Genomic DNA, 21,550 nt, shown 5'->3' on the forward strand with positions numbered 1-21,550 from the left:
CGCGCCCCGCTGGCTCACCGGATAACGAACCACGCGGAGCGTCCTGGCTTCGTCGAAACGGTACTCACTACCCAAACCTCCGGACGGATGTCCGGCGCTCCGCGTCCCTTCCATCCCTTCAGCGGTCAGCCGCGTGAAGCGGCGATCCTGTGCCCGCCACGCGCCACGAACCAGCCATTGCGGAAGTCCTGGTCGGCCTTGCCGTAGATGAAGGGCGACCCGTCCGGCTGGGTGAAGGTTCCGCCGGCCGCGACCAGCACCGCGTGGGCGGCGGCGGTGTCCCATTCCGAGGTCGGGCCATGGCGGGGATAGATGTCGGCCGCGCCCTCGGCGATGCGGCACATCTTGATCGAGCTATCCATCGGCGTGCGCAGGTCGAAGCCGTACTCGGCCGCCAGCTCGGCGGCCTTCTCCTCGCGCATGGTGTGGCTGACCAGGCCCAGCGCCTGACCGGCCGGCCAGGGGCGGACGCGGGCGGGCGTTTCGGGGCCGTTCGGCGACATCCGCTTCATCGCGCCCTGGGCGGTGGTGAACCAGACCTCGCCCGTGGCCGGGGCGCAGACGGCGCCGGCGACCGGGATCCCGTCCTGGATCAGGCCGATATTGACCGTGAAATTGGGGTCGCCGCGCACGAAGGCCTTGGTGCCGTCGACCGGATCGACCAGGAAGAAGCGCGGGCCCACCGCGTCGGGCGTGCCGAACTCGCTGGCGTGCTCCTCGGAAATGACGGTCACGCCCGGGAAGGCCTCGGCCAGGCGCCGCAGGATCAGGCGCTCGCCGGCGCGGTCGGCCTCGGTGACCGGGCTCTCGTCGGCCTTCTGGGCCACGGCCAGCTCGGTCTTCCAGAACGGCAGGATGACGGTGGCGGCCTCCTCGGTGATCTGGGCCAGCTCGCGGCCCCAGTCCGCCAGGCTCTCGGGGGTGTCGCTGCTGCTCATGCCTGTCCTCGGGGGTCGTCGCCGACGAACACCAGCCGCACCTGGCGAGCGTCGATCGTGCGTTTCCCGGCCTCTTCGAAATTGACGGTGACCCGATGTCCGATCACGGACTGAACCTGGCCCAGGCCCCAGTCGGGCTGGTCGGGATGGCGCACCAGGACGCCCGGCTCTAGAAACGGATCCATAACGGCCTTCCTGTAGAGGCTCGGCCCAGTTTGCCAAAGCCTCAAATCACGCCAGAGTCCGCCGCCATGACCGACATCGTCCCCGAGACCGTCCCAGAGACCGCCGAAGCGACCCCGGCGCCCGCGTCCCCCGAAACGCCCCCTGGAGCGGACGTCCAAGGCCCGGACTTCGCCGCCATGCTGGCCGCGCGCCTGTGCCACGACTTCATCAGCCCGGCCAGCGCCATCGTCTCGGGCCTGGATCTGCTGGACGACCCGGCCGCCCAGGACATGCGCGAAGACGCCATGAACCTGATCGCCTCGTCGGCGCGCAAGCTGGCCGACCTGCTGCAATTCACCCGGGTGGCGTTCGGCGCCTCGGCCTCGGCCGAGAACTTCGACAGCCGCGAGCTGGAGAAGCTGGCCCAGGGCGTCTTCGCCCATGTCCGTCCGACCCTGAACTGGGCGATCGAGCCGCAGGCCATGAACAAGCCCTCGGCCCGGGCCGTGCTCAACATCGCTCAGATCGCCGCCAGCGCCCTGCCGGCCGGCGGGGTGGCGACGGTCAAGGGCCTGGCCTCGGACGGGCGCTTCTCGATCATCGCCGAAGCCGTCGGCCCGCGCGCCCGGCTGCGCCCCGAGATCCTGGCCGGCCTGAAGGGCGAGCCCCTGGTCGAGGGCCTGGGCGGCCCCTGGGTGCAGGCGGCCTATCTGAACGCCCTGGTCCGCGCGGCCGGCGGCCAGATCGCCGCCGAGGTGGGCGAGGAGCGCGCCTCGATCGCCGCCTGGGTGCCCGCGTAACGCGCCAAGGTTCGGCAAACCGCTCCTTAACCAGAAGGCTCCATGGTGGTCCTCTGGATTGGAGCACGCCGTGAAGACCTGTCTGGTGGTCGACGACAGCCGGGTGATCCGCAAGGTCGCTCGCCGGGTCCTCGAGGACATCGGTTTCGAGATCGCCGAGGCCGCCGATGGCATGGAGGCCCTGGCGTGGTGCCGCGCGGCCATGCCCGACGCCGTGCTGCTCGACTGGAATATGCCGGTGATGAACGGCGTCGAGTTCCTGCGTCATCTGCGCAAGGAGCCCGGCGGTCACGTCCCCAAGGTCGTCTTCTGCACGGTCGAGAACCGTGTCGAGCAGATCCGCGAGGCCCTCGAGGCGGGCGCGGACGAATACATCATGAAGCCGTTCGATGGCGACATCATCGAGGCGAAGTTCGCCGAGGCGGGCCTGCTGTGACGCCCGAGGACATGGACCTGCTGGCCGCCCTGGGCCGCGCCCGGGCCGGTGTCCGGGTCGAGGTCGAAAAGCCCTATCTGATCGAGAGCCGCCTGAACCCGCTGGCCCGCCGCGAGGGCTTCGAGTCGATCGAGGATCTGCTGGCGGCCCTGCGCGAGCATCGCGAGGAACGGTTGATCTGGGCCGTGGTCGAAGCCCTGTGCCGCAGCGAGACCAGCTTCTTCCGCGGCCGGGCGGCGTTCGACGCCTTGCGGGACGGCGTGCTGCCGGCGCTTTCACAGCGCCGCCGCGAGACGCCGATCCGCATCTGGAGCGCGGCCTGCGCCACCGGCCAGGAGGTCTATTCCGCGGCGATCGCCGCCGCCGAGGCGACCGCCCTGGCGCCGGGAGCGCGGTTCGAATTCTTCGGCTCGGACCTTTCCGAACGCTGCCTGGAAAAGGCCCAGAGCGGCCTCTACACCCAGTTCGAGGTCCAGCGCGGCCTGCCGATCCGGATGCTGGTCAAGTATTTCGAGAACCAGGACGACACCTGGACCATCTCGCCGCGCATCCGCCAGATGGTCCGCTGGCGCCGGATCAACCTGCTGTCCGATCTCTCCGCCCTGGGCGCGTTCGACGTGATCTTGCTGCGAAACGTGCTGCGGAGCATGCACCCCTCGCTGCGCGGCAAGATCGCGCGGAGCCTGGCGGCCCGTCTGGCGCCGGACGGGGTTCTGGTGCTCGACCCCGAGGACGACGTCGCCGAGATGGACGACATGCTAGTCGCCGCGCCCGGCGGCGCGGGGCTCTATCTGCGCGATCCGACCATGCGGACCGCGGCGGCGGCCTAGAGCATTTCACGACCTGACCGCGTCAGGCCGTGAGCTCCAGTCTGTTGTTTTAACGCATTGTTCTTCACGCAAACCGGGACCACTTCGCTCGAAAAATGCTCTAGGCTTTCAGCCTGGCCAGGGCCGCGCCGCCCATCAGGCCGCCAAACGTCTCGCCCAGCCGTCCCAGCGCTCCAGCCGTCGCGGGCGGCGCCGCGGCGAAGGCCGGGGCCAGCTTGCGGAACAGGATCGGCGGCGCCTCGGGCCCGACGATCGCCTGGTGCAGGTCCATCATGTCGACCACCGCCCGGGCGGCCTTGCGCCACGCGATCGGCGGGGCGACGCCATGCGGCGCCGGTGCGCGGCAGTCGGAAAAATCGGGCTTCAGGCCGCAGCCGGCCTCGAGCGCCGCCTCGACCTCGCCGGCATAGGCCTGATCGCGGGCCATGCGATCGACGTCGACGACCAGGTCGGCGTCGGGCAGGGCTTTCAGGTACGAGGCCAGCCAGACCGCCAAAAAAGCCTGGAAGGACACGCTGGCGGGCGCTCGCTTGAGCTTGCCGCGCACCGCCGCCAGGCGATCGGCCAGACTACCCGCGCCCTCGAAGGTTTGACCGAGCAGCGCATGGGCCACCGCCTCGCGGCCGGCCATTTCCGACAGCAGCACGTAGTGGCAGAGCTCGAAATAGGTCGGCCGCGGCCGCCGGCGTAGCGAATAGAACGACAGCCACTGCTGGACGGGGTCGCGCACCAGGATCACATGGAAACCGCCGAACCGGCGCTTGAGCCGTCCCGCCCGGCCCAGGGTGCGGCAGCAGGCCAAGACCGGTCGTTCCCCCCGAAGCCGCGCGGCGTCGACCAGACCTTCGACATAGGCCTGCTGCGCCAGATCGCTGGCTTCGGGCTCGATCCAGAAGCGGTCCAGAGCGAAACTGGCGTCGAAGCCGGTCACGCCGCCGGCGGGGTCCAGCACGACCTCGAACTCTTTTAGGTAGGGCTCGGTCCCTCCCGGATGACGCAGGCCGCTGTTGTCGGGGGTTTCGGCGCCGATGGTCCGGGCCGTCACCCGGGCCAGTTGCTCGTGCCAGGGCTCATAATAGGCCCGCACGCCAGCAAGGGCGCGAAACCGGTGCCAGACATAGGTGCTGGAGCATCGCCAGCCGCTGTGAATGAAGATGGTGCTGTCGGACAAGCGGCCCGGTTCCCCTCGACGAGGGGGCAGGGTCGCTGGGCATTCTTTCAACCCGATATCGTGCGGACGCCTTCAGGTTGCGATCGCGAAACACGGCGGCAAAGCTCGTAACGAAAAAGGCCCGCCGTCTCCGGCGGGCCCTTCGGCGATAGGCTTACCGACGTCAGTTGTTCTTGACGTCCTTGGCCGTGTCCGTGACGGCCTTGCCGGCGGACGAAACGTCCTTGCCGGCGCCTTCGACGGTATTGCAGGCCGCGACCGAAAGGCTGGCGGCGAGGGCGGCCAGGATCACCAGTTTACGCATGGTCTTCTCCGCTGTTCGCCCCCCAGCGTGCCTGGGAAGGCGTTGAAAACAATCGCCCCCAGACAACGTTAGCGGCGAAGCTCGGTTCCGGCGGAGAGCGTTCGCGAATTAGACGGCCGAGCCGTGGGCGAGCGGCGTGGGGAAGATCAGGCGGACGGTCAGGCCGCGCGGCTCCTGCGTCTCGAACGAGACCTTGCCCCGGAGCTGGCGGGCGAAGGCGGTCATCAGCGTGCGGCCAACGCCGCCGCCAAGACTGTCGGGCGCGCCGGGACCATCGTCGCTGATCGAAAGCTCCGCCTCCTCGCCACGAACATGGAAGCCCACGCTCAGCGTGCCGCCCGACGGGCCGAACGCGTGCTTCTGGGCGTTGGTGATGGCCTCGACCGCGAACAGGGCGATCGGCGCCAGGCGGTCCGGATCGATGACCAGCGGGTCGGCGTGGACTTCGGTTCTGACCAGGCTGGACGTGCCGATGTCGTTGGCCAGCAGTTGGGCGGTCAGTTCCTCCAGGAACGGCCGCAGGTCGACCCGCTTGAGGTCCGGTCCCTGGTAGAGGGCGCGGTAGATCTGGGCGAGGGCGGTGATACGCTGGCGGGTGTCGTTCATCGCCGCCTTGGCGGCCGGGTCCGCCAGCGCCCGCTGCTGCATGTTCAGCAGCGAGGTGATGATCTGCAGATTGTTCTTCACCCGGTGATGGATCTCGCGCATCAGCGCGTCCTTCTCGGCCAGGCTGTCCATCAGCGAGGCGTCGCGGGTGACGATGGCCCCCGCCATGGCGTCGAGCGTGGCCGCCAGCTCACGGATTTCGGGCGGCGCGCGCTCGGCCTGCAGCGGCCGCACCGTGAACCGGCCCCGGGCGTAGATCGCCGCGACCCGCTGCAGATAGACGATCCAGCGGATCACGCCCCGCTCGGCCGCGTACCAGACCGCAGCCACGCCCAATACGAAGGCCAGCAGGGGCAGCAGCATCCTTGAGATCGGATTGATCCAGGCCCAGGACAGCAAACCCGGCGCGGGCGCGGACAGGATCACGAAGACATCGTCGTCGACCAGGGGCGCGGCCGAATAGGTGCGGTCGCGGCGCTCGTTGTCCCTGGCGTTCCACAACGCCGCGCCGCGCTGGGCCGCGACGGTGCGCCAACCCTCGGGCGGCGCGCCGAACGCCGCGGGGGCGGTGGCGGCGAACACGTGGCCATGGGAGTCGGCCAAGGCCACCTCGGCGCCATCGGGCAGGAAGCGATTGGCGGTCTCGACCTTCAGGTCGGACAAGGTCAGCACCGCGGCCATGGCGCCCTCGAACCGCTCCGGAGAGCCGGCGCGTACAGCCGCCAGGACCGAGGGCTCGTTGGCGTAGACCGCGCCCGGATCGGCGGCGACCACCAGATCGGCGCCGCCACGCAGCGACTGGAACCAGCTTCTGGCGCCGCGCTGCGTGTCATAGGGCGTGGTGGCGGCCGCGCACGCCACCCTGCCCCGCGCGTCGAAGCGGATCAGGTTGGCGTAGCCTGGCAGCCGCGCGCGAACGTCGGCGAGCCGCTGGGCGCATTCCAGGCCCACCGAGGCCGGACCAAGCGTCTGCAGCAGAACGCCCGCGGCCTCTATGCGAGCTCTGGCGATCGCCGCGCTGCGGCCGGCGGCCAACTCCAGGCTCTGGCGGCGCGAGTCGGCCTCCGCCCGGAAGGCGAAGATCGACTGCATTCCGCCCAGGATGAGCACCGGTAGGAGGGCCACGCACAAGGCGACGGCCAAGCGGACCCGGATCGAGGTGACGGCCTGCGCTGCGCGGCCGGCAAAGGCGTTCACCGCAAGGAGCTCAATCGCTCCGCATCGGCCAGGATCGCATGCATCGCATCGCCCGCCGCTGCGCCGTCGCGGTCATAGGCGCCCGCCTCCAGGATGGCTTGCAGCGCGCGACGGGCCCGGCTGACTCGGCTCTTCACCGTGCCGACCGCGCAGCCGCAGATGTCCGCCGCCTCTTCATAGGCGAACCCACCCGCGCCCACCAGGATGAGGGCTTCGCGCTGTTCCGCCGGCAGCATCGCCAGGCCAAGACGCAGTTCGTCCAGCGCCACCGGCGCCTCCGGGTCGTCGACCGCCACCAAGGTTCGCTCGGCGGCCTCCTGATCCAGCTGGCTCTGGCGCCAGCTGCGACGCTTTTCGGAATAGAACTGGTTGCGCAGAATCATGAAGGTCCAGGCCTTCATGTTGGTGCCCAGCTGGAAACTGGCGCGCGCGTCCCACGCCTTCATCATGGCGTCCTGGGCGAGATCGTCCGCGGCCGTCGGATCGCCGGTCAACGTGCGGGCGAACGCGCGCAGATGCGGGATCAGCGTGACCAGCTCGCGCTTGAACACGGCGTCGCGCGCCGGATCGGGAGCCGAACGGCCCACTTGCTGCTCGGCCATGCTCAGCGCCCCCCCGCCGGAGGCTCTGCCTTGCGAAGGATTTCGAGGAATTCGTCGGGCACAGCCTCGTTGACGACCTCGTCGAACATCTGGCGCAACTTCACGCCGATGGCCTGCTGACGCAGACGCGCTTCATCCAGCGCCGCGGCGCTCTTGCGTTTGTCTTCCATGGGTACGTGTTCGATCATGTCCTCGACACCGAAGTACATCGGCGTCCGCCCCCTTTGGCCGAATGTCTTTCCGCCAGACGACAACGTGGTTTTCCGTACCGGGTTCCATAAGCTTGGGCATAAGATGCCAAAAATCTGCAATCGACGGAACCGCGCACTTGAGGGGGCGTTATCGAGCTTCGACGGAACGGCGCAGCTTCGCCGTTCGTTGTATGTTTTTCGAGACACCGCATCGGGAGGGGTCATGAGTCTTCTTGCTAGGCTGGCGCCGCATCTGCCGTATATCCGCCGTTACGCTCGCGCCTTGACTGGCGATCAAACGACCGGTGACCACTATGTCCGCGTGGCCCTTGAGGCCCTGGCGGCGGGTGAGCGTTCGCTCGACGCCGACCTGTCGCCGCGCGTGGCGCTTTATCGTGTGTTCCATGCGATCTGGCTGAGCTCGGGCGCCCAGCTCGAGGCGCGTCGCGACGAAAGCATCAGCGCCGGCGACGACGCGGCCCAGCGCCTGATGCGCATCGCCCCGCGCTCGCGCCAGGCTTTCCTGCTGACCGCGCTGGAAGGCTTCACCCCGACCGAGGCCGCCCAGATCCTTGACTGCGACTTCGGCGAGATCGAGCAGCTCATCTCGGACGCCCAGGCCGAGATCGACGCGGAACTGGCCACCGACGTCCTGATCATCGAGGACGAGCCGGTGATCGCCGCCGACATCGAGGCCTTGGTCCGCGAGCTTGGTCACGACGTCACCGACATCGCCGCCACGCGCAGCGAGGCCGTCGAGGCCGTGGCGCGACGCACGCCGGGCCTTGTTCTCGCCGACATCCAGCTGGCCGACGGCTCGTCGGGCATCGACGCGGTCAAGGACATCCTGGGCCGTCTGGACGTGCCGGTGATCTTCATCACGGCGTTCCCGGAGCGCCTGCTGACCGGCGAGCGTCCCGAGCCGACGTTCCTGATCACCAAGCCCTTCCAACCGGAAACGGTGAAGGCGGCGATCGGCCAGGCTCTGTTCTTCCATCCTCGGCGCGCCCGCAAGGCCGCTTGAGGACTAACCTCCGTTCCCGAACCGCGACGGCCCCCTCAAGGGGGCCGTTTTGCGTTGGAGACAGGCCCGAACAAAAAAGGGCGGCTGGAGAAGGCCGCCCTTCATGTTTCTCGGCGACGGTCGCGATTAGGGCGTCTGGCGAGCCGGCTGTTGCGGCGTGTCGTAGCGCTGAGCCTCGGCGGGCGTCTTCGCGCCGTTATTGACCTCCACGGCCGCCAGATCGCGAGCGCGGAAGCTCCACGCGCCGAACAGGGCCAGCGCGGCCAGCACCGTCGAGATCACGAGCACCCAGAAGATGTGCCGCCCCCATCGACCCTGGCGGGCGCGGGTGGCGTTGAGGCGAGGCCCGGACGAATCCGGCGCGGCGTGGTGAATGTCGGCGGGCATGATGTCCTACCTCCTGAAATGATCTAAGGCGCCCACGATGTGGAAACATCCGCGCGCGCCAGGGCGGCGGCGCGTTGATTGAATCCGAGCACGGTCGCCGCCGAGAAGGCCGTCGTCGCGATCACGGCCAAGGCCACGATCAGGGTTCGCCTGCGACGCTGACGCTCGGTGAGCGCCTGAAAGAAAACCGTTCCGCCATGTTCGGCTTGGTAGGTCCGGATCACGACGTTGCTCCCCTGCCCGGCGGTTTCCGTGGCCACCTGCAAAATCAACGTCTTCCGTGTCCGGCCGTTCCCAAAGCGCCTGGTTTCGCGGGGTGCGAAAAAAATCGCCTCTAGCGGGAACCCTTGTCGCCCAATCTCGTTTTCATCTTCGCGAAGGCGGCGACGCCCCCCCGACTTGAGGCTGGCGAGAGCCAGCCTGCCGCCTTCGCACCCCCCTTTGTTGATGCGAACTCAGGCGGACCGGTTCTCCGGCCCGCCCTTCTTTGTATGACTATCTGGCGGTCGCCAGGTCGAAGATGATGTCGGCGCGTCGGCGCAGGGGCGCGGCCGCGCCGGACGGACCAACCGCTCCGGCGTCGCCCACGGCGGCCAGATCGAAGTCGACCTTGCCGAAGCCGTGCTTGGCCAGGGCGGCGGAAACGGCGTCGGCGCGACGCCGCGAGAGCGCCAGGTTCGCCTCGGGCGCGCCGACCGCATCGGCGAGACCAACGACGCGCACCGACCGGACCTGACACCCTTGGGCCTGAGCCCGCGCCCCGGCCAGGACCATGCGGGCCTCGGGCGTGAGGGCGGCGCTGTCTTGCTCGAAATAGATCGACGAGGTGAAACCGGCGCAGCCGGGGCTGGCGGCGACCACCGGCTTCCTCAGCGTTCGCCACGGGCCGGACGTTTCGGCGCACGCCGCCAGGGACAGAGCCGCCAAGCCCAGGATGATGATCTTCGTCTTCATGCCTACCCTCCTCCTTGCCTCGCGAGCACGAAAAAGGCGATCGGCCGCGCCGATCGCCTTTCGACGGACTGGCCGCCCCGCCTAGTAGCGGGCGCTGCCATCTTCCCAATAATAACGGCCGCTGCGGGAGTCGTAGTAATAGTAGCGCCCCGCGCGCTCGTCGTAATACTGACGGCGATTGACCGAGGTCGAGCCGCAGCCGCCGTCCTCGCGACAACCCTTGACCGCACCCGCCGTACCGCCGATCGCCGCCCCGATCGCCGCGCCAGTCCCGGCGCTGCCGCTGCCGACATTGTTGCCGATCACGGCGCCAGCCAGGGCGCCCAGCGCGGCGCCGCCCGCGGCGTTGCGCTCCACATTGCCGGTTGAGGTGCACGCCGCGGCGAGCACACCCACGCCCATCAGGGCGATCATGGTCGTCTTCATCTTGGCTCTCCGTTCCGAGCTTCTCGTCCCCTGCCGAGCAAACGGCCGCGGCGCCGGACGGTTCCGTAACAAGCGGAACCATGGCGGGGTCGAGGCCGTTGGGTCCGCGAGTTTCAAGATTAGGGGGGCGCCCGTGCGGCGGATAGACATCGTCGCCAATATCGCTTCCGGCTCGGTGGGTCCGGACGCGCCGGAGATCGCCGAGCGGCTGATCGCCGAGCATGGCGTATCCGGCAAGGTCCACGCGCCGCAGCCGGCGGAGCTGGTCGATCGCCTTCGCGCGGTGATCGACAGCGGTCCGGACGCCATCCTGGTCCTGGCGGGCGACGGCACCGCGCGGGCGGCCGCCGAGTTGGCGGGGCCCGACGGACCGCTGATCGCCCCGCTGCCGGGCGGCACCATGAACATGTTGCCCCGTGCTCTCTATGGCGAGCGGACCTGGCAGGAGGCGATGAGCGCCTGCCTGGAGACGGGCGAACCCCGGATGATCTCGGGCGGCGAGGTGGGCGGACGATTGTTCTTCGTCGCCGCCATCCTGGGCAGTCCGGCGCTGTGGGCCACTGCCCGCGAAGCCGCGCGCGAAGGTCGCCTGGACCTAGCCGCGGCCCGCGCCCGACGCGCGCTGCGCCGCGCCTTCACAGGCCGTCTGCGCTTCGTGCTGGACGGCCGACCCAAGCAGAAGGCCGAAGCCCTGACCCTGATGTGCCCGCTGGTCTCCACGGCCTTGGACGCCGAGGAGCGGGCGCTGGAGGCCGCCGCGCTGGATCCGTCAAGCGCGCTGGACATCTTCCGCCTCGGCTTCAACGCCGCACGCGGCCAGTGGCGAGAGGATCCGTCGGTCTCGGTCGGACGCTGCCGGACCGGCCGGGTCTGGGCCGGCGGACGCATCCCCGCGATCCTGGACGGCGAGCCGGCGCGCTTCGACCCGCAGGTGTCGATCCGCTTCCGTCCCAAGGCGTTCCGCGCCCTGGTCCCGCCCGAATGAAGCTGGTCCAGCTCTCGGATATCCACTTCGGCGGCGAGAACCGCGAAGCCGTCGAGGCCGCCGCGATCCGCATCCGCGACGAAGCCCCCGACCTGATCGTGGTCGCCGGGGACCTGACCCTGGATGGCAAGACCTCAGAGTTCGACGCCGCGGCGGCGTGGCTGTCGACCCTGCCGGATCCGATGCTCCTGGCGCCGGGCAACCACGACACGCCTTTCCTGGGTCCGGGCGAGCTATGGGAGCGCTTCACCCGTCCCTGGCGGCGGTTCAGCGATCGGTTCGGCGACGAGGACGGAGCCTCCTGGCGCGCGCCTGGGATCACCGTCGTTTCGTTGAACAGCGCCCGGGCCGCGCAACTGCGCTGGAACTGGTCGAAGGGCGCGGTGTCGCGCGGCCAGATCCGCCGGGTCGAGCAGGCGCTACGCGCAGCGCCGTCGGCGGACCTGAAGGTGGTGGTCTGCCATCATCCGCTGATGGAGGTCCTGGGCGGGCCGATGACCGCCAGGGTGCGCGGCGGCGTCGACGCCGCCAACCGCTTCGTCCAGGCCGGCGCGGACGTGATCCTGTCCGGCCACATTCATCTGCCCTTCGTCATGGCGCTGCCCTTTGGCGACGGCAAGACGCAGACCGTCGGCTCGGGCACGCTGTCGTTGCGCGAACGGGGCGCGGCGCCGGGCTTCAACGTGATCGAGGTCGAGCCTGGCTGTGTCCGCGTCAAGGCGCTGGCCTATGAGCGAGGCCGGTTCGACGTCTGGCGCACCTGGGCCTTCGACCGCCGCGGCTGAAAACGAAAACGGCGCGACCGAAGCCGCGCCGTCGGATCGTTCCCGAAAGCCCGGTCAGGAAGCGCCGCGCCCTCGGAAGAGGTGGCTGACCAGCGACACCAGGAACAGGATCAGGAAGACGTAGAACAGGATCTTGGCGATCCCGATCGCCGCGCCCGCGACGCCGGTGAAGCCCAGCAGGGCGGCGATCAGGGCGATCACCAGGAAGGTCAGAGCCCAGTTCAGCATCGATCTCTCCGGATTTGCCCAGCCGATAGCCGAGGCGGTTGTCCAGTTTCGAGGCTCAATGGCCTCGCTTGTCGACAACGCGCCCGGCTCTCGGGGTGTTCCGGACGATCGGCCTATTCCGGAGCCGGATAGGCCCAGCCTTGGGCGCCTGACTTGGCGGCGGCGTACTGGCTGTCGGCCAGGGTCCAGTTGGCCAGGTTGTCGAAGAAGGCTTCCAGGAACGCCTTCCGCAGGTTCTGATAGTCCAGGTAGTAGGCATGCTCCCACACGTCGGCGACCAGCAGAGCCGTCAGGCCTTGCGTGACCGGGCTCTCGGCGTCGTGGGTCGAGATGATCTTCAGGGCGCCCGAGGCGTCCGAAACCAGCCACACCCAGCCCGAGCCGAAGTGACCGATACCCTCGGCGACGAACTTCTCCTTCAGGGCGTCCAGCCCGCCGAAGGTCGACTCGATGGCCGCGGCGAGCTCGGCGCCCGGGGCGGTCTTGGTCGGGCTCATGCCGTCCCAGAAGAAGGCGTGGTTCCAGGCCTGGGCGGCGTTGTTGAATACCTTGCCCGGGCCGGCCGCGCGAATCACGGCCTCCAGCGAGCCCTTGTCGTCGCCGTTCAGCAGCCCGTTGAGGGCCGTGACATAGGCGGCGTGGTGCTTGTCGTGGTGGAAGTGGAGCGTGTTGGCGGAGATGGTCGGCTCCAGCGCGTCATAGGCGTAGGGCAGGTCCGGCAGCTTGTACATGGTCACTCCAGGAGAAGGCGTTCCCGTCAAGGGAGGCGCAGGAACGCGACGATGGGCATCTAGAGCGCGGCGGGCGAAAGCGTAAGTCGCCGCGCACCTGATCACGGTCAATTTTTAGAGATAAATTCCCTTGGAAACTTAGGGGTTTCCGCATCCGGCAAGGACTATGGCCGCCAAGGAACATGGCCGCCGGCGACGCCGGCGGCGCGACACAGGGCGACGTCCGTCAGCGTTGCTGCGGCGGCTTGGGATCGAGGAAGGCCTTGGCCAGCGACGCCGTCAGGGTCGGGTTCTTCAGGGCGATGATTCCGGCGGCCAGGCCGATGCCCAGCGACATCAGCGGACGTTCCCGGACGATCTCGACGACCTTGCTGGTCATGTCGAAGCCGCCTTGCGGCGCGTCGCGATGGCCGGAGCGACGCGCTTCGGCCTTGCGCGCGGCGACCATTCCGGCCACGGCCACGATAATGGCCGCGACGGCGGCGACGATCGCCGCCGCGCCCGCGGCCCCCACGAGAGGCACGAGCACCGCGTACAGCGCGAACGCGGCGGACACGACGCTGACGGCGGCGGCGGCGGCGATCGCCGCGGCCGCCGCCAGGGTCATGAGAGTCTTTTCGAAGATCACCGGTTGTTGCTGCGGCCGCCGGCGATCAGCAAGCCGATCAGCACGCCCACGCCCAGGCCCGCCAGGGTGGCGGTGATCGGACGCTCGCGAACCCGTTCGGAAACGTAGCGCTGGGCGTCCTCGATCTGCTGGCCAGCCGTGTCGGTATAGGCGCGGCTCTGGGCGCGAAGGGTCTCGAAGCCTTCGGACACCGACTTTTCAACGCGCTTGGCGGCCTCGGTCAGCGAGGCTCGGGCGGCGTTGGCGGCTTCGGCGAAGCTGCGCTCGGCGTGTTCGACGGCTTCCAGGGTCGCCCCCTTAACCTTGTCGGCTTCCTTGGCGGCGGGATTCAGGGAATTGGCGGGCATGGTCATCTCCTGTTCGCGACGCGACCGGCCGGGACGCGGGAAGCTGCGCCCCGACAACGCCGAGCTTAGCGCTGCGGTTCCAGGATACTCAAGGGGCGCGAGCTTCACCACAACCGATTCCAGGGTCGGGCGAGACGGTCTCCAAAGGCGCTCGCGCCGGACGCGAACCGACGCTAAGGTCGAATCATGGAGGACGCCCCCATCGTCAGCGACGACCACCAGGAAGCCGCTCGCCTTAGCGCCTTGCGCGCACTCGATATTCTAGGCGGCACGACCAACGAGCCGCGCCTCCTGAGAATTGCGCGCTTAGCGGCCCGTCTCTTCGATGCGCCCAAGGCCGCCGTCGCGCTGGTGGACGAAGATCGGATCTGGCGGAAGGCCTTTGTCGGCTATGCGGGACCCGAGGTGCCTCGGGCCGGCGATCTGGCTGGCCGGGTGGTGGCCGCGGGACGGCCAGTGGGCCTTTGCGTTCCGATCCGCGACCGCGAGGGCCATGCGCTGGGCGCGCTGGTGGTCGAAGGACCCGGCGCGAGCGGCCCGGCCTGCGCCGAAGATCTGCAAGCGCTTGAAGACCTCGCCGATCTGGCGTCCGAGATTCTCACCGCGCAATCCGACGACAGCCGGATGCTCGAGAGCGAGCGGTTGAATCTGGCGATCACCGCCGCCGCCCTGGGCGAATTCGAATGGGACATCAAGCGCGACGTTTTCAAGATCAGCCCCCGGCTGGCGAAGATCGCCGGCATCGCATCCGGCGAAATTCCGGCTGAGAACGGGGCGGCGCTCTATCCGTACATCCATCCCGACGACCGGGAGATGGCGCGCGAGTCGATCAACAGGCAGCTGCGCGAGACCGGCCGCTACAGCCTCGAATACCGCCGCCTTCCCGGCCCCGACGGGCGCGAGGTCTGGTACCATGGCTCGGGCGCGCTGCTGCTGGGGCCGGACCACGAGCCGGCCTATCTGATCGGCGTCGTCCAGGACATCACCGCGCGCAAGGCCGACGAAGAACAGCGCGAGAATCTGGTCGCCGAGCTGGATCACCGGATCAAGAACCTGCTGGCCGTGGTCCAGTCGGTCGCGGCCCAGTCGGCGCGGAAATCCGCCTCGCTCGACGTCTTCCTGAAGACCTTCGCCGCGCGGCTGAAGTCGATGAGCTCGGCCCACGACCTGCTCAGCGCCGCCCGCTGGCGCGGGGCCACCCTGGCCCGCATCGCCGCCGCCGAGTTGGGAGGCCTGGCGCCGACCCAGACCCGCTGGGACGGGCCCGAACTGTTCCTGACGCCCCGGGCCGCGGCGGCCTTGTCGCTGGCCTTGCACGAACTGGCGGTCAACGCCGTGCGCTATGGCTCGCTGTCGACCGAAAACGGCAAGGTCGAGGTCGTCTGGCGCCGCTCGCCCGAAGGCGGCTTCGCCCTGGAGTGGCTGGAGACCGGCGGGCCGCCCGCGTCCGCGCCGCAGACCAAGGGCTTCGGCGCCACCCTGATCGAGGACGTCGCCGGGCGCGAACTGGGCGGTTCGGCCAAGATCAACTACCGCTCCAGCGGCGTCACCGCCATGATCGTCGGCTCGGCCGAGGCCCTGGCCGACGCGCCGCCCGTCGAACCCGTGAGCGCGGCGCCCGAGCGCATCATCGAAACCGTGGTCGCCGCCGACGAGACGGTCCGGCCCGGCGCTATCGCCGGCCTCAAGGTGCTGATCGTCGAGGACTCGCTGCTGCTGGCCCTGGAGCTCGAGGCGGGCCTCGAGGACGCCGGCGTCGAGGTGGTGGGCTGCGCGGCCGAACTCAGCGAGGCCCTGTCGATGGTCGAGATGAACTTCGATGTCGCCGTCCTCGACGCCGACCTCAACGGCCAGTCGGTGGCGCCCGTGGCCGAGATCCTGCGTAGCATGGGCCGTCCGTTCGTCTTCGCCACCGGCTACGCCGACAAGGCCGCGCCGATGGGATTCGACGCCCCGATCGTGAGGAAGCCCTACAACGTCCACCAGATCGCCCGGGCCGTGGCGGACGTCACGGGTCGGATCTAGAATCCTTCCGAACGGACGGATCGCGGTCAGATCACCCGCTTGTCCCGAAGTCGCGCCACCGCCTCCGCGCTCATCCCGGCCACCTCGGTCAGCACCGCCTCAGTATGCTCGCCCAGCGTCGGCCCGGGCCAGCGCACGCCGCCGGGCGTGTCCGTCAGCTTCGGAAAGGCGTTCTGCATCTTGATCTCGCCGAACACCGGGTGCGGCACCGTGACGATCGACTCCCGCGCGGCGAACTGCGGATCCTTCAGCATGTCGGGCGCGCGATAGATCCGACCGGTGGCCAGGCCCGCGGCCTCCAGCCGGGGCAGCAGGTCGTCGATATCCTGGTCGGCGGTCCAGGCCGCGATGCGCGCGTCCAGTTCGGCCTGGTGGGCGCCCCGCGCGGCGTGGTCGCGGTAGCGGACATCGTCGGCCAGGTCGGGCCGGCCCATCAGCTCGCATAGCCGCCGAAACAGCGTGTCCTGGTTGGCCCCGATCAGCACCAGTTCGCCGCTCTTGGTCGGATAGACATTCGAGGGGGCGATGCCCGGCAACACCGCGCCCGAACGCTCGCGGACATAGCCGGTCAGGTCATATTCGGTGACCAGGTTCTCCATCACCGTCAGCACGCTCTCGTAGATGGCCGTGTCCACGACCTGGCCCTTGCCCGTCCGCTGGCGGGCGTGCAGGGCCATCATCACGCCAAGCGCGGCGTTCAGGCCCGACAGGCTATCGCCGATCGAGATGCCGGCGCGGGCCGGGGGGCGGTCGGGCTCGCCGGTAATGTGGCGCAGGCCGCCCATCGCCTCGCCCACCAAGGCGTAACCGGCCCGCTTGGAATAGGGACCGGTCTGGCCAAAGCCCGACACCCGCGCCATGACCAGGCCCGGATTGGCCTTGGCCAGGTCTTCGTAGCCCATGCCCCACTTTTCCAGCGTGCCGGGGCGGAAGTTCTCGACCACGACATCGGCCTTGGCGATCAGGGCGCGCGCGACGTCACGACCTTCGTCCGTGCGCAGGTCGATGGTGACGGATTTCTTGTTGCGGCCGATCACCGGCCACCAGGGCGACAGGCCCTTGGGCTTCGAGCGGCCCCATTGCCGCATCGGATCGCCGACCTTGGGATCCTCGAGCTTGATCACCTCGGCGCCGAAGTCGCCGAGCACCTGTCCGCAGAACGGACCGGCGATCAGGGAGCCCATCTCGATCACGCGCAGTCCGGATAGCGGCCCTTCGACCATGACGATCTTCCCCTGCCTTCGTGGGAACCGATCACGGCCCCGTGATGTTCTTTCTGGCACGACGGCGAACCGCGGCGCCGGAGCTTCATCCCTCTCTACAAAAAAGAACCCAGGGAAAGACAGACCCATGACCCGTCATTTGATGATCGCCGGCGCCGCTGTGGCGGCGCTGAGCCTGGCCGCCTGCGGCCAGAAGACCGATGAGACCAAGGGCGCGGCCACGCCGGCCGAACAGGCCGCCACGCCTGACGCCAACCCCTCGGCCACCGTCCCGACCCCGTCCGACGAAACCAAGGCCGACGTCTTCGCCATGAAGGCCGCCGACAGCGATCTGTACGAGATCGAAGCCGCCAAGATCGCGGCCAAGCGCTCGACCAACGCTTCGGTGAAGAAGTTCGCGGCCGCGATGGAGACCGCTCACAAGAAGTCTTCCGAGGAGCTGAAGGCGGCGATCGCGGCCTCCGGCGCGACCATCACCGTGCCCACCATGGTGTCGGCCGACATGCAGTCCAAGCTGGACGACCTGAACAAGGCCGACGCCAAGGACTTCGACAAGAAGTACGCGGACGACATGGTCGACGCCCACCAGGCGGCCTTGAACCTGCTGCAGCGCTACGCCCAGGACGGCGACACCGCCGCGATCAAGGCCTTCGCCGCCGCCACCGCGCCGAAGGTTCAGGAACACCTGAACATGGCCGAGGGCCTCAAGAACGGCTTCGACACCGGCGAAGACGTCGCCAAGGACAACGCCAAGCACTAAGCGTCAGGGAATGGCGTAGGCGACCGTCGCCTTGGCGGCCGGTCGCTCTCGTCCTTCGGTCCACAGCAGAATGTCGGCCGTCGCGATGCGGCGGCCCAACTTCAGCAGGGCGGCCTCGGCATAGAGGTCGCCCGGTTTGCATCCGCGCAGGAAATGGATGGTCAGCGAGGTCGTGACCGCCATGGCCACCTCGCCGATATGGGCCAGGACCAGCGCGTAGGCCGCCGTGTCGGCGAGGGTCATCAAGGTCGGCCCGGATATCACCCCACCGGGACGCAATTGCCGGCTGGCGTACGGCGACTTCAGCAGGACCCGCCCAGGCCCGACCTCCAGGACCTGGGGCATGTGCTCGGCGCCCGTCTCGGGAAAGGCGCGGCGCAGGAAGGCGTTCAGCGCCTCCGCGTCCATCCGGATGACGGCCTCCCCGCTCATCCGCCGACCTTGGTGGTGTTGTCGTCGCCGTTGCGGTCGATCACGGTGTTGTAGGGGTCGATCCCGGCGAACCTCGGCGCCTTGGCGGTCGTGAAGGTGAAGGCCTGCACGCCCGAACGAACCGGCCGGCGCTCGTAGACGACGACGTCCTTGGCGTCGAAACCCTTCTTGCCCGGCTCGGCCATGAACAGGCCGATGTCCATCGTCTCGTTCAGCGGGGCGGTGGTCTCCTTGCCCTTGCCGTCGGCGTACTTCTTTTGAGCGTCGACCGTGACCGTGACGTCGAACCGGCCGTCTGGCCGCTTCTTCACCGACGCCGACTTGGCCTTCAGGTCGTAGAGGGTGACCTTTTCGAAGAGATCGGTGATCAGCGTCTGCTTGTCGGCCGGGGCTTCGGCGCGGAGGATGGTCAGGAAGTCGGTGGAGATCGGATAAGGCGCGCCCTTGAAGGCGTATTGCGCGATCAGCTTGCGCAGGGCGCGGTTGACGACCTCTTCGCCCAGCTCGCTCTGCAGCCGGTACATGACCAGCGAGCCCTTGCGATAATAGACGTAGGGCTGGACCTCGACCCGGGCCAGCGGCTGCTCGTCGATAACGTCGCCGCCCCGGGCGCGCAGATAGCTGTCCAGCTCGAACTTCAGGAACTTGCGGATCTGCGCCTCGCCGTAGGTGTGTTTCATCACCATCAGGGCCGAGTACTGGGCGAAGGTCTCGGACAGCATCGCCCCGCCCTGCTGATCGGCGCCGATCACCTGGTGAGCCCACCACTGGTGGCCGATCTCGTGCGCGCCGACATAGGTGACCATGTCGATCTTGGTCGGGTCGCGATAGTCGGAGATGAAGAACATCCCCTCCGACCACGGAATGGTGTTGGCGAACGACTGGGCGAACTGGGCGTAATCGGGGAACTCCTGGTAGCGCAGCTGGCGGAACTGGTAGGGGCTGAAATTGGCCTGGAAGTAGTCCAGCGACCGCTTCATCGAGGCCTTCATCCGCTCGATGTTCCAGGCGTGCTGGGCGTCGTAATAGACCGCCAGCTCGACGCCCTTGTAGGCTTCCCGGGCGACCTGGTAGCGCGCCGACTGGATCGACACGAACGGCATGATCGGCGCCTCGGTGACGAAGCGGGCGATGCGGCGGCCGCTTCTGACCGTGTCCGAGACCTTGTATCCCGGCGCGATCGGGGTCTGGTCGGCCTCGGTCGCGACCGTGATGTCGGAGCTGATGAAGTCGGCGTCCTTGCGCAGACCGTTGAACTGGCGGGACGGAATATCGCCCAGCTTGGCCATGCGCCGCTCCGGCGGCAGGCCGTATTTCCGGCGCTTGGCGCGGTCTTGAAGTAGTCCGTCACGCGCCATCCCCAAGATCGGCGCGATCTCCATGTTGTTCACGAAGGTCCCATTGTCGACGATCCGGTGTTCCTGATCGCTGTTGGGGAAGCCTTGCTGCGCGCGCAGGGTGATGAAGCTCATGTTGCGACGCTCGCCTGGCGCCATCGGCGTGTCGAAGGCGAAGATCCGATAGTTGAACTTCTCGAACGTCTTCTTGGGCCGCGCCCCCTCGATCGACAGGCCCTTGACCTTCAGGTCGCGATCGAAGCGGACGTGGATCTCCTTCAGCGGCGCGCCGGTCTTGTTCTCGATGACGTACGAGCCCTTGGTCTCGATGCTGGGCTCGTGCGGCTTCAGATCGACGTCCAGGGTCATGGCGACGATCTTGGGTTGCGGCGTGTTCTCGAACGGCAGCAGCGTCTTCTCGTAGTCCGCCAGCCACTTCTCGTTGTCGATCTTGGTCCGATAGGGATTCAGGACGTTGGTGTTGAAGTACACGAAGCCGCCGACGCCAGCGAACACGGCCAGGGCCACGCCCATGACGACGCCCGCGGGGCCATTCAGGCGCGTGGGCAGGCGGCGCAGGCGCGGGAGCAGCCGGCTCTCGGTTCCTCGGCGCCACAGGCCGTAGGCCAGCACCAGGAGCGCCAGGGCGAACGCCGTCCAGTAGAGGCGCAGCCACCATGCGCCGATCCAGAACTTGCCCAGTCGGTTCATGTCCGAGAAGGGCGTGTCGGTGACGGCGCCGTAGTTGTAGAGCTTGTGCTCGAACCCGAGGTTGGTGAACGTGATGGTCGAGACCATGTAGATCACCATCAGCGCCCAGCCGATGAACTTGTGCGGGCTGATCGCCTGCAAGAACACCGCCAGCACGGCGACCAGGATGAAGTCGACCGACTGGGGCAGCACGTACCACAGCAGGTACTTGTCGAGCTCGAAGTTGAAATAGCCGTGGAACACCTGGCTGAGGATGGCGGCGATCACGCTAACCAGCAGGGTCGAGACCAGAACGAGGCTGATGGCCAAGGTCTTGGGCGCCACGAAGGCCCAGTCGGGCACGGGGGTCGCGTCGATGATCTCGTGCGTCTTGCGCTCGCGCTCGCGCCAGACCAGCTCGCCGGAATAGTAGATGGCGATGATCATCGGGATCAGGCCGAACGAGCCCAGAAGGGGCTGCAGCAGAACCCGCGTCACGGGATAGACGACCCCGCCGTAGCGGCCGGCCTCCGTGGCGAACCACAGCGCCCCCATGGCGTTGGCGAGGCCAAGGCCCAGCAGCACGAAATAGGCGGGGCTCTTGAACACCTGGCCCATGTCGAGGCGGGTGCGTACGACGAGTTGGGCCCAGGCCGTCCGCCGATCGAAAATGGGTTTTGGCAACGGACCGTCCGGCGCGCTGGGACCGTCCTCGCTGGCCGTCTTCGACGGCTTCACCTTCTTCCGCCCCGACAGGTCCGCCGACTGGAAACGGAAGAAGACGTAGGCCAGGCAGAGGAAGCTGGCCGAAAGCGCCAGGGAAAGCGCCCGGTTCGACAGCAGCACCCCGGTCAGAGCCGGGGTCAGGGTGTTGCGCTCGCTGGCCGTCCAGTACTTGGTGACCAGCCCGTAGGCGGCCGCGCCCATCGGATCGCAAAGGGCCGCGATCTTTTCGAACTCGGGCTTGTCCAGCGCGATGTTGGCGATGATCCAGAGGACCATGAAGGCGATCACGCCGACATAGGTCCACATCATCGAACGCGTGATCGTCGCCAGGGCGAAGAACAGCGACGACGTCAGCAGAATCGACGGCAGGGCCAGGGCGAAATAGGCGAAGAGATAGGCGTGGAGCTCATTGGGGCCGAGGCGCTCAGGGTCGATCCACGGCATGAAGGAGCCGATCCAGATCGCCAGCGGCACGACGAGGAACGAGATCGCCGCCGCCAGGAACGCCCCGGTGAAACGGCCGTAAAGATAGTCGAACTTGCGCACCCGCGTGGAGCGCAGGATCGGCCCAAAGCCGGTCTCGTCGTCTCGAACGACCACGTTCGCCACGAACGCGGTGGTC

At 68.3% G+C, this 21,550-nt stretch carries 26 protein-coding genes; 8 read left to right on the forward strand and 18 right to left on the reverse strand.

Going from position 1 to position 21,550, the window contains the following annotated elements:
* Positions 1-125: 125 nt before the first annotated feature.
* Positions 126-938 (reverse strand): 3'(2'),5'-bisphosphate nucleotidase CysQ, encoded by an 813-nt coding sequence (gene cysQ / locus VJ655_RS19230; protein ID WP_324113893.1) that lies wholly within the window; start codon positions 936-938, stop codon positions 126-128.
* The gene (locus VJ655_RS19235) at positions 935-1,123 is read right to left on the reverse strand and encodes a DUF3553 domain-containing protein (protein ID WP_324113896.1); all 189 of its coding nucleotides are present in this window, start codon (positions 1,121-1,123) and stop codon (positions 935-937) included. Before VJ655_RS19235 ends, cysQ begins: the two co-directional genes overlap by 4 nt.
* Before the next feature lie 66 nt (positions 1,124-1,189).
* On the opposite strand from VJ655_RS19235, the gene chpT reads away from it, so the two are divergent.
* Genes chpT through VJ655_RS19250 form a run of 3 tightly spaced genes read left to right on the forward strand, consistent with a single transcriptional unit; the run spans position 1,190 to position 3,169 of the window.
* On the forward strand, positions 1,190-1,903 hold the full coding sequence (gene chpT, locus VJ655_RS19240; protein WP_324113899.1) for a histidine phosphotransferase ChpT: 714 nt from the start codon (positions 1,190-1,192) through the stop codon (positions 1,901-1,903).
* A gap of 58 nt (positions 1,904-1,961) precedes the next feature.
* Positions 1,962-2,339, forward strand: a complete 378-nt coding sequence (locus tag VJ655_RS19245; RefSeq protein ID WP_324113900.1) for a response regulator — start codon at positions 1,962-1,964, stop codon at positions 2,337-2,339.
* Positions 2,336-3,169, forward strand: a complete 834-nt coding sequence (locus VJ655_RS19250; RefSeq protein WP_324113902.1) for a protein-glutamate O-methyltransferase CheR — start codon at positions 2,336-2,338, stop codon at positions 3,167-3,169. The genes VJ655_RS19245 and VJ655_RS19250 overlap by 4 nt, the downstream gene beginning before the upstream one ends.
* 100 nt (positions 3,170-3,269) lie before the next feature.
* On the opposite strand, the gene VJ655_RS19255 is transcribed toward VJ655_RS19250, so the two are convergent.
* The 5 genes from VJ655_RS19255 to VJ655_RS19275 form a co-directional block, all read right to left on the reverse strand.
* Complete coding sequence (locus VJ655_RS19255) at positions 3,270-4,340, reverse strand: hypothetical protein (protein ID WP_324113904.1); 1,071 nt, start codon at positions 4,338-4,340, stop codon at positions 3,270-3,272.
* A gap of 163 nt (positions 4,341-4,503) precedes the next feature.
* Positions 4,504-4,644, reverse strand: a complete 141-nt coding sequence (locus VJ655_RS19260) for an entericidin A/B family lipoprotein (protein WP_324113906.1) — start codon at positions 4,642-4,644, stop codon at positions 4,504-4,506.
* Between the two features lie 108 nt (positions 4,645-4,752).
* The gene (locus tag VJ655_RS19265) at positions 4,753-6,447 is read right to left on the reverse strand and encodes a sensor histidine kinase (RefSeq protein ID WP_324113908.1); all 1,695 of its coding nucleotides are present in this window, start codon (positions 6,445-6,447) and stop codon (positions 4,753-4,755) included.
* On the reverse strand, positions 6,444-7,049 hold the full coding sequence (locus tag VJ655_RS19270) for a sigma-70 family RNA polymerase sigma factor (protein WP_324113910.1): 606 nt from the start codon (positions 7,047-7,049) through the stop codon (positions 6,444-6,446). The genes VJ655_RS19265 and VJ655_RS19270 overlap by 4 nt, the downstream gene beginning before the upstream one ends.
* 2 nt (positions 7,050-7,051) lie before the next feature.
* A complete protein-coding gene (locus VJ655_RS19275) occupies positions 7,052-7,237 on the reverse strand; it encodes a NepR family anti-sigma factor (protein WP_252635326.1) in 186 nt (61 codons plus the stop codon).
* A 226-nt stretch (positions 7,238-7,463) separates the two neighbouring features.
* On the opposite strand from VJ655_RS19275, the gene VJ655_RS19280 reads away from it, so the two are divergent.
* A complete protein-coding gene (locus VJ655_RS19280; RefSeq protein WP_324113912.1) occupies positions 7,464-8,264 on the forward strand; it encodes a response regulator in 801 nt (266 codons plus the stop codon).
* Between the two features lie 126 nt (positions 8,265-8,390).
* On the opposite strand, the gene VJ655_RS19285 is transcribed toward VJ655_RS19280, so the two are convergent.
* The 4 genes from VJ655_RS19285 to VJ655_RS19300 all read right to left on the reverse strand — a co-directional run bounded on the left by VJ655_RS19285 (position 8,391) and on the right by VJ655_RS19300 (position 10,031).
* A complete protein-coding gene (locus tag VJ655_RS19285) occupies positions 8,391-8,651 on the reverse strand; it encodes a hypothetical protein (RefSeq protein WP_324113914.1) in 261 nt (86 codons plus the stop codon).
* A gap of 23 nt (positions 8,652-8,674) precedes the next feature.
* The gene (locus VJ655_RS19290) at positions 8,675-8,923 is read right to left on the reverse strand and encodes a hypothetical protein (protein ID WP_324113916.1); all 249 of its coding nucleotides are present in this window, start codon (positions 8,921-8,923) and stop codon (positions 8,675-8,677) included.
* Positions 8,924-9,146: 223 nt separating this feature from the next.
* Complete coding sequence (locus VJ655_RS19295) at positions 9,147-9,605, reverse strand: OmpA family protein (RefSeq protein ID WP_324113918.1); 459 nt, start codon at positions 9,603-9,605, stop codon at positions 9,147-9,149.
* A gap of 81 nt (positions 9,606-9,686) precedes the next feature.
* The gene (locus VJ655_RS19300) at positions 9,687-10,031 is read right to left on the reverse strand and encodes a YMGG-like glycine zipper-containing protein (protein ID WP_324113920.1); all 345 of its coding nucleotides are present in this window, start codon (positions 10,029-10,031) and stop codon (positions 9,687-9,689) included.
* Between the two features lie 133 nt (positions 10,032-10,164).
* Here VJ655_RS19300 and VJ655_RS19305 point away from each other — a divergent pair, with 133 nt between their 5' ends.
* Both VJ655_RS19305 and VJ655_RS19310 read left to right on the forward strand, forming a co-directional pair.
* Positions 10,165-11,016 (forward strand): diacylglycerol/lipid kinase family protein, encoded by an 852-nt coding sequence (locus VJ655_RS19305; protein WP_324113922.1) that lies wholly within the window; start codon positions 10,165-10,167, stop codon positions 11,014-11,016.
* Entirely contained in the window at positions 11,013-11,801 is a 789-nt protein-coding gene (locus tag VJ655_RS19310; RefSeq protein ID WP_324113924.1) for a metallophosphoesterase, read from the forward strand. Before VJ655_RS19305 ends, VJ655_RS19310 begins: the two co-directional genes overlap by 4 nt.
* A gap of 54 nt (positions 11,802-11,855) precedes the next feature.
* Here the strand turns inward: VJ655_RS19310 and VJ655_RS19315 are convergent, their stop codons facing one another.
* The 4 genes from VJ655_RS19315 to VJ655_RS19330 form a co-directional block, all read right to left on the reverse strand.
* The gene (locus VJ655_RS19315) at positions 11,856-12,029 is read right to left on the reverse strand and encodes a DUF1328 domain-containing protein (protein ID WP_324113926.1); all 174 of its coding nucleotides are present in this window, start codon (positions 12,027-12,029) and stop codon (positions 11,856-11,858) included.
* Positions 12,030-12,142: 113 nt separating this feature from the next.
* Positions 12,143-12,760, reverse strand: coding sequence for a superoxide dismutase (locus VJ655_RS19320; protein ID WP_324113928.1), 618 nt, complete (start codon positions 12,758-12,760; stop codon positions 12,143-12,145).
* Positions 12,761-12,986: 226 nt separating this feature from the next.
* Complete coding sequence (locus tag VJ655_RS19325; RefSeq protein WP_324113930.1) at positions 12,987-13,388, reverse strand: hypothetical protein; 402 nt, start codon at positions 13,386-13,388, stop codon at positions 12,987-12,989.
* Positions 13,385-13,735: a hypothetical protein gene (locus VJ655_RS19330; RefSeq protein ID WP_324113932.1), complete on the reverse strand. Its 351-nt coding sequence runs from the start codon at positions 13,733-13,735 to the stop codon at positions 13,385-13,387. Before VJ655_RS19330 ends, VJ655_RS19325 begins: the two co-directional genes overlap by 4 nt.
* A gap of 186 nt (positions 13,736-13,921) precedes the next feature.
* Here VJ655_RS19330 and VJ655_RS19335 point away from each other — a divergent pair, with 186 nt between their 5' ends.
* The gene (locus VJ655_RS19335) at positions 13,922-15,760 is read left to right on the forward strand and encodes an HWE histidine kinase domain-containing protein (RefSeq protein WP_324113934.1); all 1,839 of its coding nucleotides are present in this window, start codon (positions 13,922-13,924) and stop codon (positions 15,758-15,760) included.
* 26 nt (positions 15,761-15,786) lie between these two features.
* Here VJ655_RS19335 and VJ655_RS19340 read toward each other — a convergent pair whose 3' ends face one another.
* The gene (locus VJ655_RS19340; protein WP_324113936.1) at positions 15,787-16,983 is read right to left on the reverse strand and encodes a CaiB/BaiF CoA-transferase family protein; all 1,197 of its coding nucleotides are present in this window, start codon (positions 16,981-16,983) and stop codon (positions 15,787-15,789) included.
* Between the two features lie 127 nt (positions 16,984-17,110).
* On the opposite strand from VJ655_RS19340, the gene VJ655_RS19345 reads away from it, so the two are divergent.
* On the forward strand, positions 17,111-17,743 hold the full coding sequence (locus VJ655_RS19345; RefSeq protein ID WP_324113938.1) for a DUF4142 domain-containing protein: 633 nt from the start codon (positions 17,111-17,113) through the stop codon (positions 17,741-17,743).
* A gap of 3 nt (positions 17,744-17,746) precedes the next feature.
* Here VJ655_RS19345 and VJ655_RS19350 read toward each other — a convergent pair whose 3' ends face one another.
* A complete protein-coding gene (locus VJ655_RS19350; protein ID WP_324113940.1) occupies positions 17,747-18,175 on the reverse strand; it encodes a PaaI family thioesterase in 429 nt (142 codons plus the stop codon).
* Positions 18,172-21,550, reverse strand: a 3,379-nt coding sequence (locus tag VJ655_RS19355) for a M1 family metallopeptidase (RefSeq protein WP_324113942.1), incomplete at its 5' end; no start/stop codon positions are given. The genes VJ655_RS19355 and VJ655_RS19350, both read right to left, overlap by 4 nt.

The organism is Caulobacter sp. (genome assembly GCF_035254145.1).
Taxonomy (GTDB): Bacteria; Pseudomonadota; Alphaproteobacteria; order Caulobacterales; family Caulobacteraceae; genus Caulobacter.

Coding starts and splice junctions, on each gene's coding strand:
- cysQ (WP_324113893.1), bottom strand. CDS start 938: ATGAGCAGCAGCGACACCCCCGAGAGCCTGGCGGACTGGGGCCGCGAG.
- VJ655_RS19235 (WP_324113896.1), bottom strand. CDS start 1,123: ATGGATCCGTTTCTAGAGCCGGGCGTCCTGGTGCGCCATCCCGACCAG.
- chpT (WP_324113899.1), top strand. CDS start 1,190: ATGACCGACATCGTCCCCGAGACCGTCCCAGAGACCGCCGAAGCGACC.
- VJ655_RS19260 (WP_324113906.1), bottom strand. CDS start 4,644: ATGCGTAAACTGGTGATCCTGGCCGCCCTCGCCGCCAGCCTTTCGGTC.
- VJ655_RS19270 (WP_324113910.1), bottom strand. CDS start 7,049: ATGGCCGAGCAGCAAGTGGGCCGTTCGGCTCCCGATCCGGCGCGCGAC.
- VJ655_RS19275 (WP_252635326.1), bottom strand. CDS start 7,237: ATGATCGAACACGTACCCATGGAAGACAAACGCAAGAGCGCCGCGGCG.
- VJ655_RS19280 (WP_324113912.1), top strand. CDS start 7,464: ATGAGTCTTCTTGCTAGGCTGGCGCCGCATCTGCCGTATATCCGCCGT.
- VJ655_RS19285 (WP_324113914.1), bottom strand. CDS start 8,651: ATGCCCGCCGACATTCACCACGCCGCGCCGGATTCGTCCGGGCCTCGC.
- VJ655_RS19295 (WP_324113918.1), bottom strand. CDS start 9,605: ATGAAGACGAAGATCATCATCCTGGGCTTGGCGGCTCTGTCCCTGGCG.
- VJ655_RS19300 (WP_324113920.1), bottom strand. CDS start 10,031: ATGAAGACGACCATGATCGCCCTGATGGGCGTGGGTGTGCTCGCCGCG.
- VJ655_RS19310 (WP_324113924.1), top strand. CDS start 11,013: ATGAAGCTGGTCCAGCTCTCGGATATCCACTTCGGCGGCGAGAACCGC.
- VJ655_RS19315 (WP_324113926.1), bottom strand. CDS start 12,029: ATGCTGAACTGGGCTCTGACCTTCCTGGTGATCGCCCTGATCGCCGCC.
- VJ655_RS19320 (WP_324113928.1), bottom strand. CDS start 12,760: ATGTACAAGCTGCCGGACCTGCCCTACGCCTATGACGCGCTGGAGCCG.
- VJ655_RS19330 (WP_324113932.1), bottom strand. CDS start 13,735: ATGCCCGCCAATTCCCTGAATCCCGCCGCCAAGGAAGCCGACAAGGTT.
- VJ655_RS19335 (WP_324113934.1), top strand. CDS start 13,922: ATGGAGGACGCCCCCATCGTCAGCGACGACCACCAGGAAGCCGCTCGC.
- VJ655_RS19340 (WP_324113936.1), bottom strand. CDS start 16,983: ATGGTCGAAGGGCCGCTATCCGGACTGCGCGTGATCGAGATGGGCTCC.
- VJ655_RS19345 (WP_324113938.1), top strand. CDS start 17,111: ATGACCCGTCATTTGATGATCGCCGGCGCCGCTGTGGCGGCGCTGAGC.
- VJ655_RS19350 (WP_324113940.1), bottom strand. CDS start 18,175: ATGAGCGGGGAGGCCGTCATCCGGATGGACGCGGAGGCGCTGAACGCC.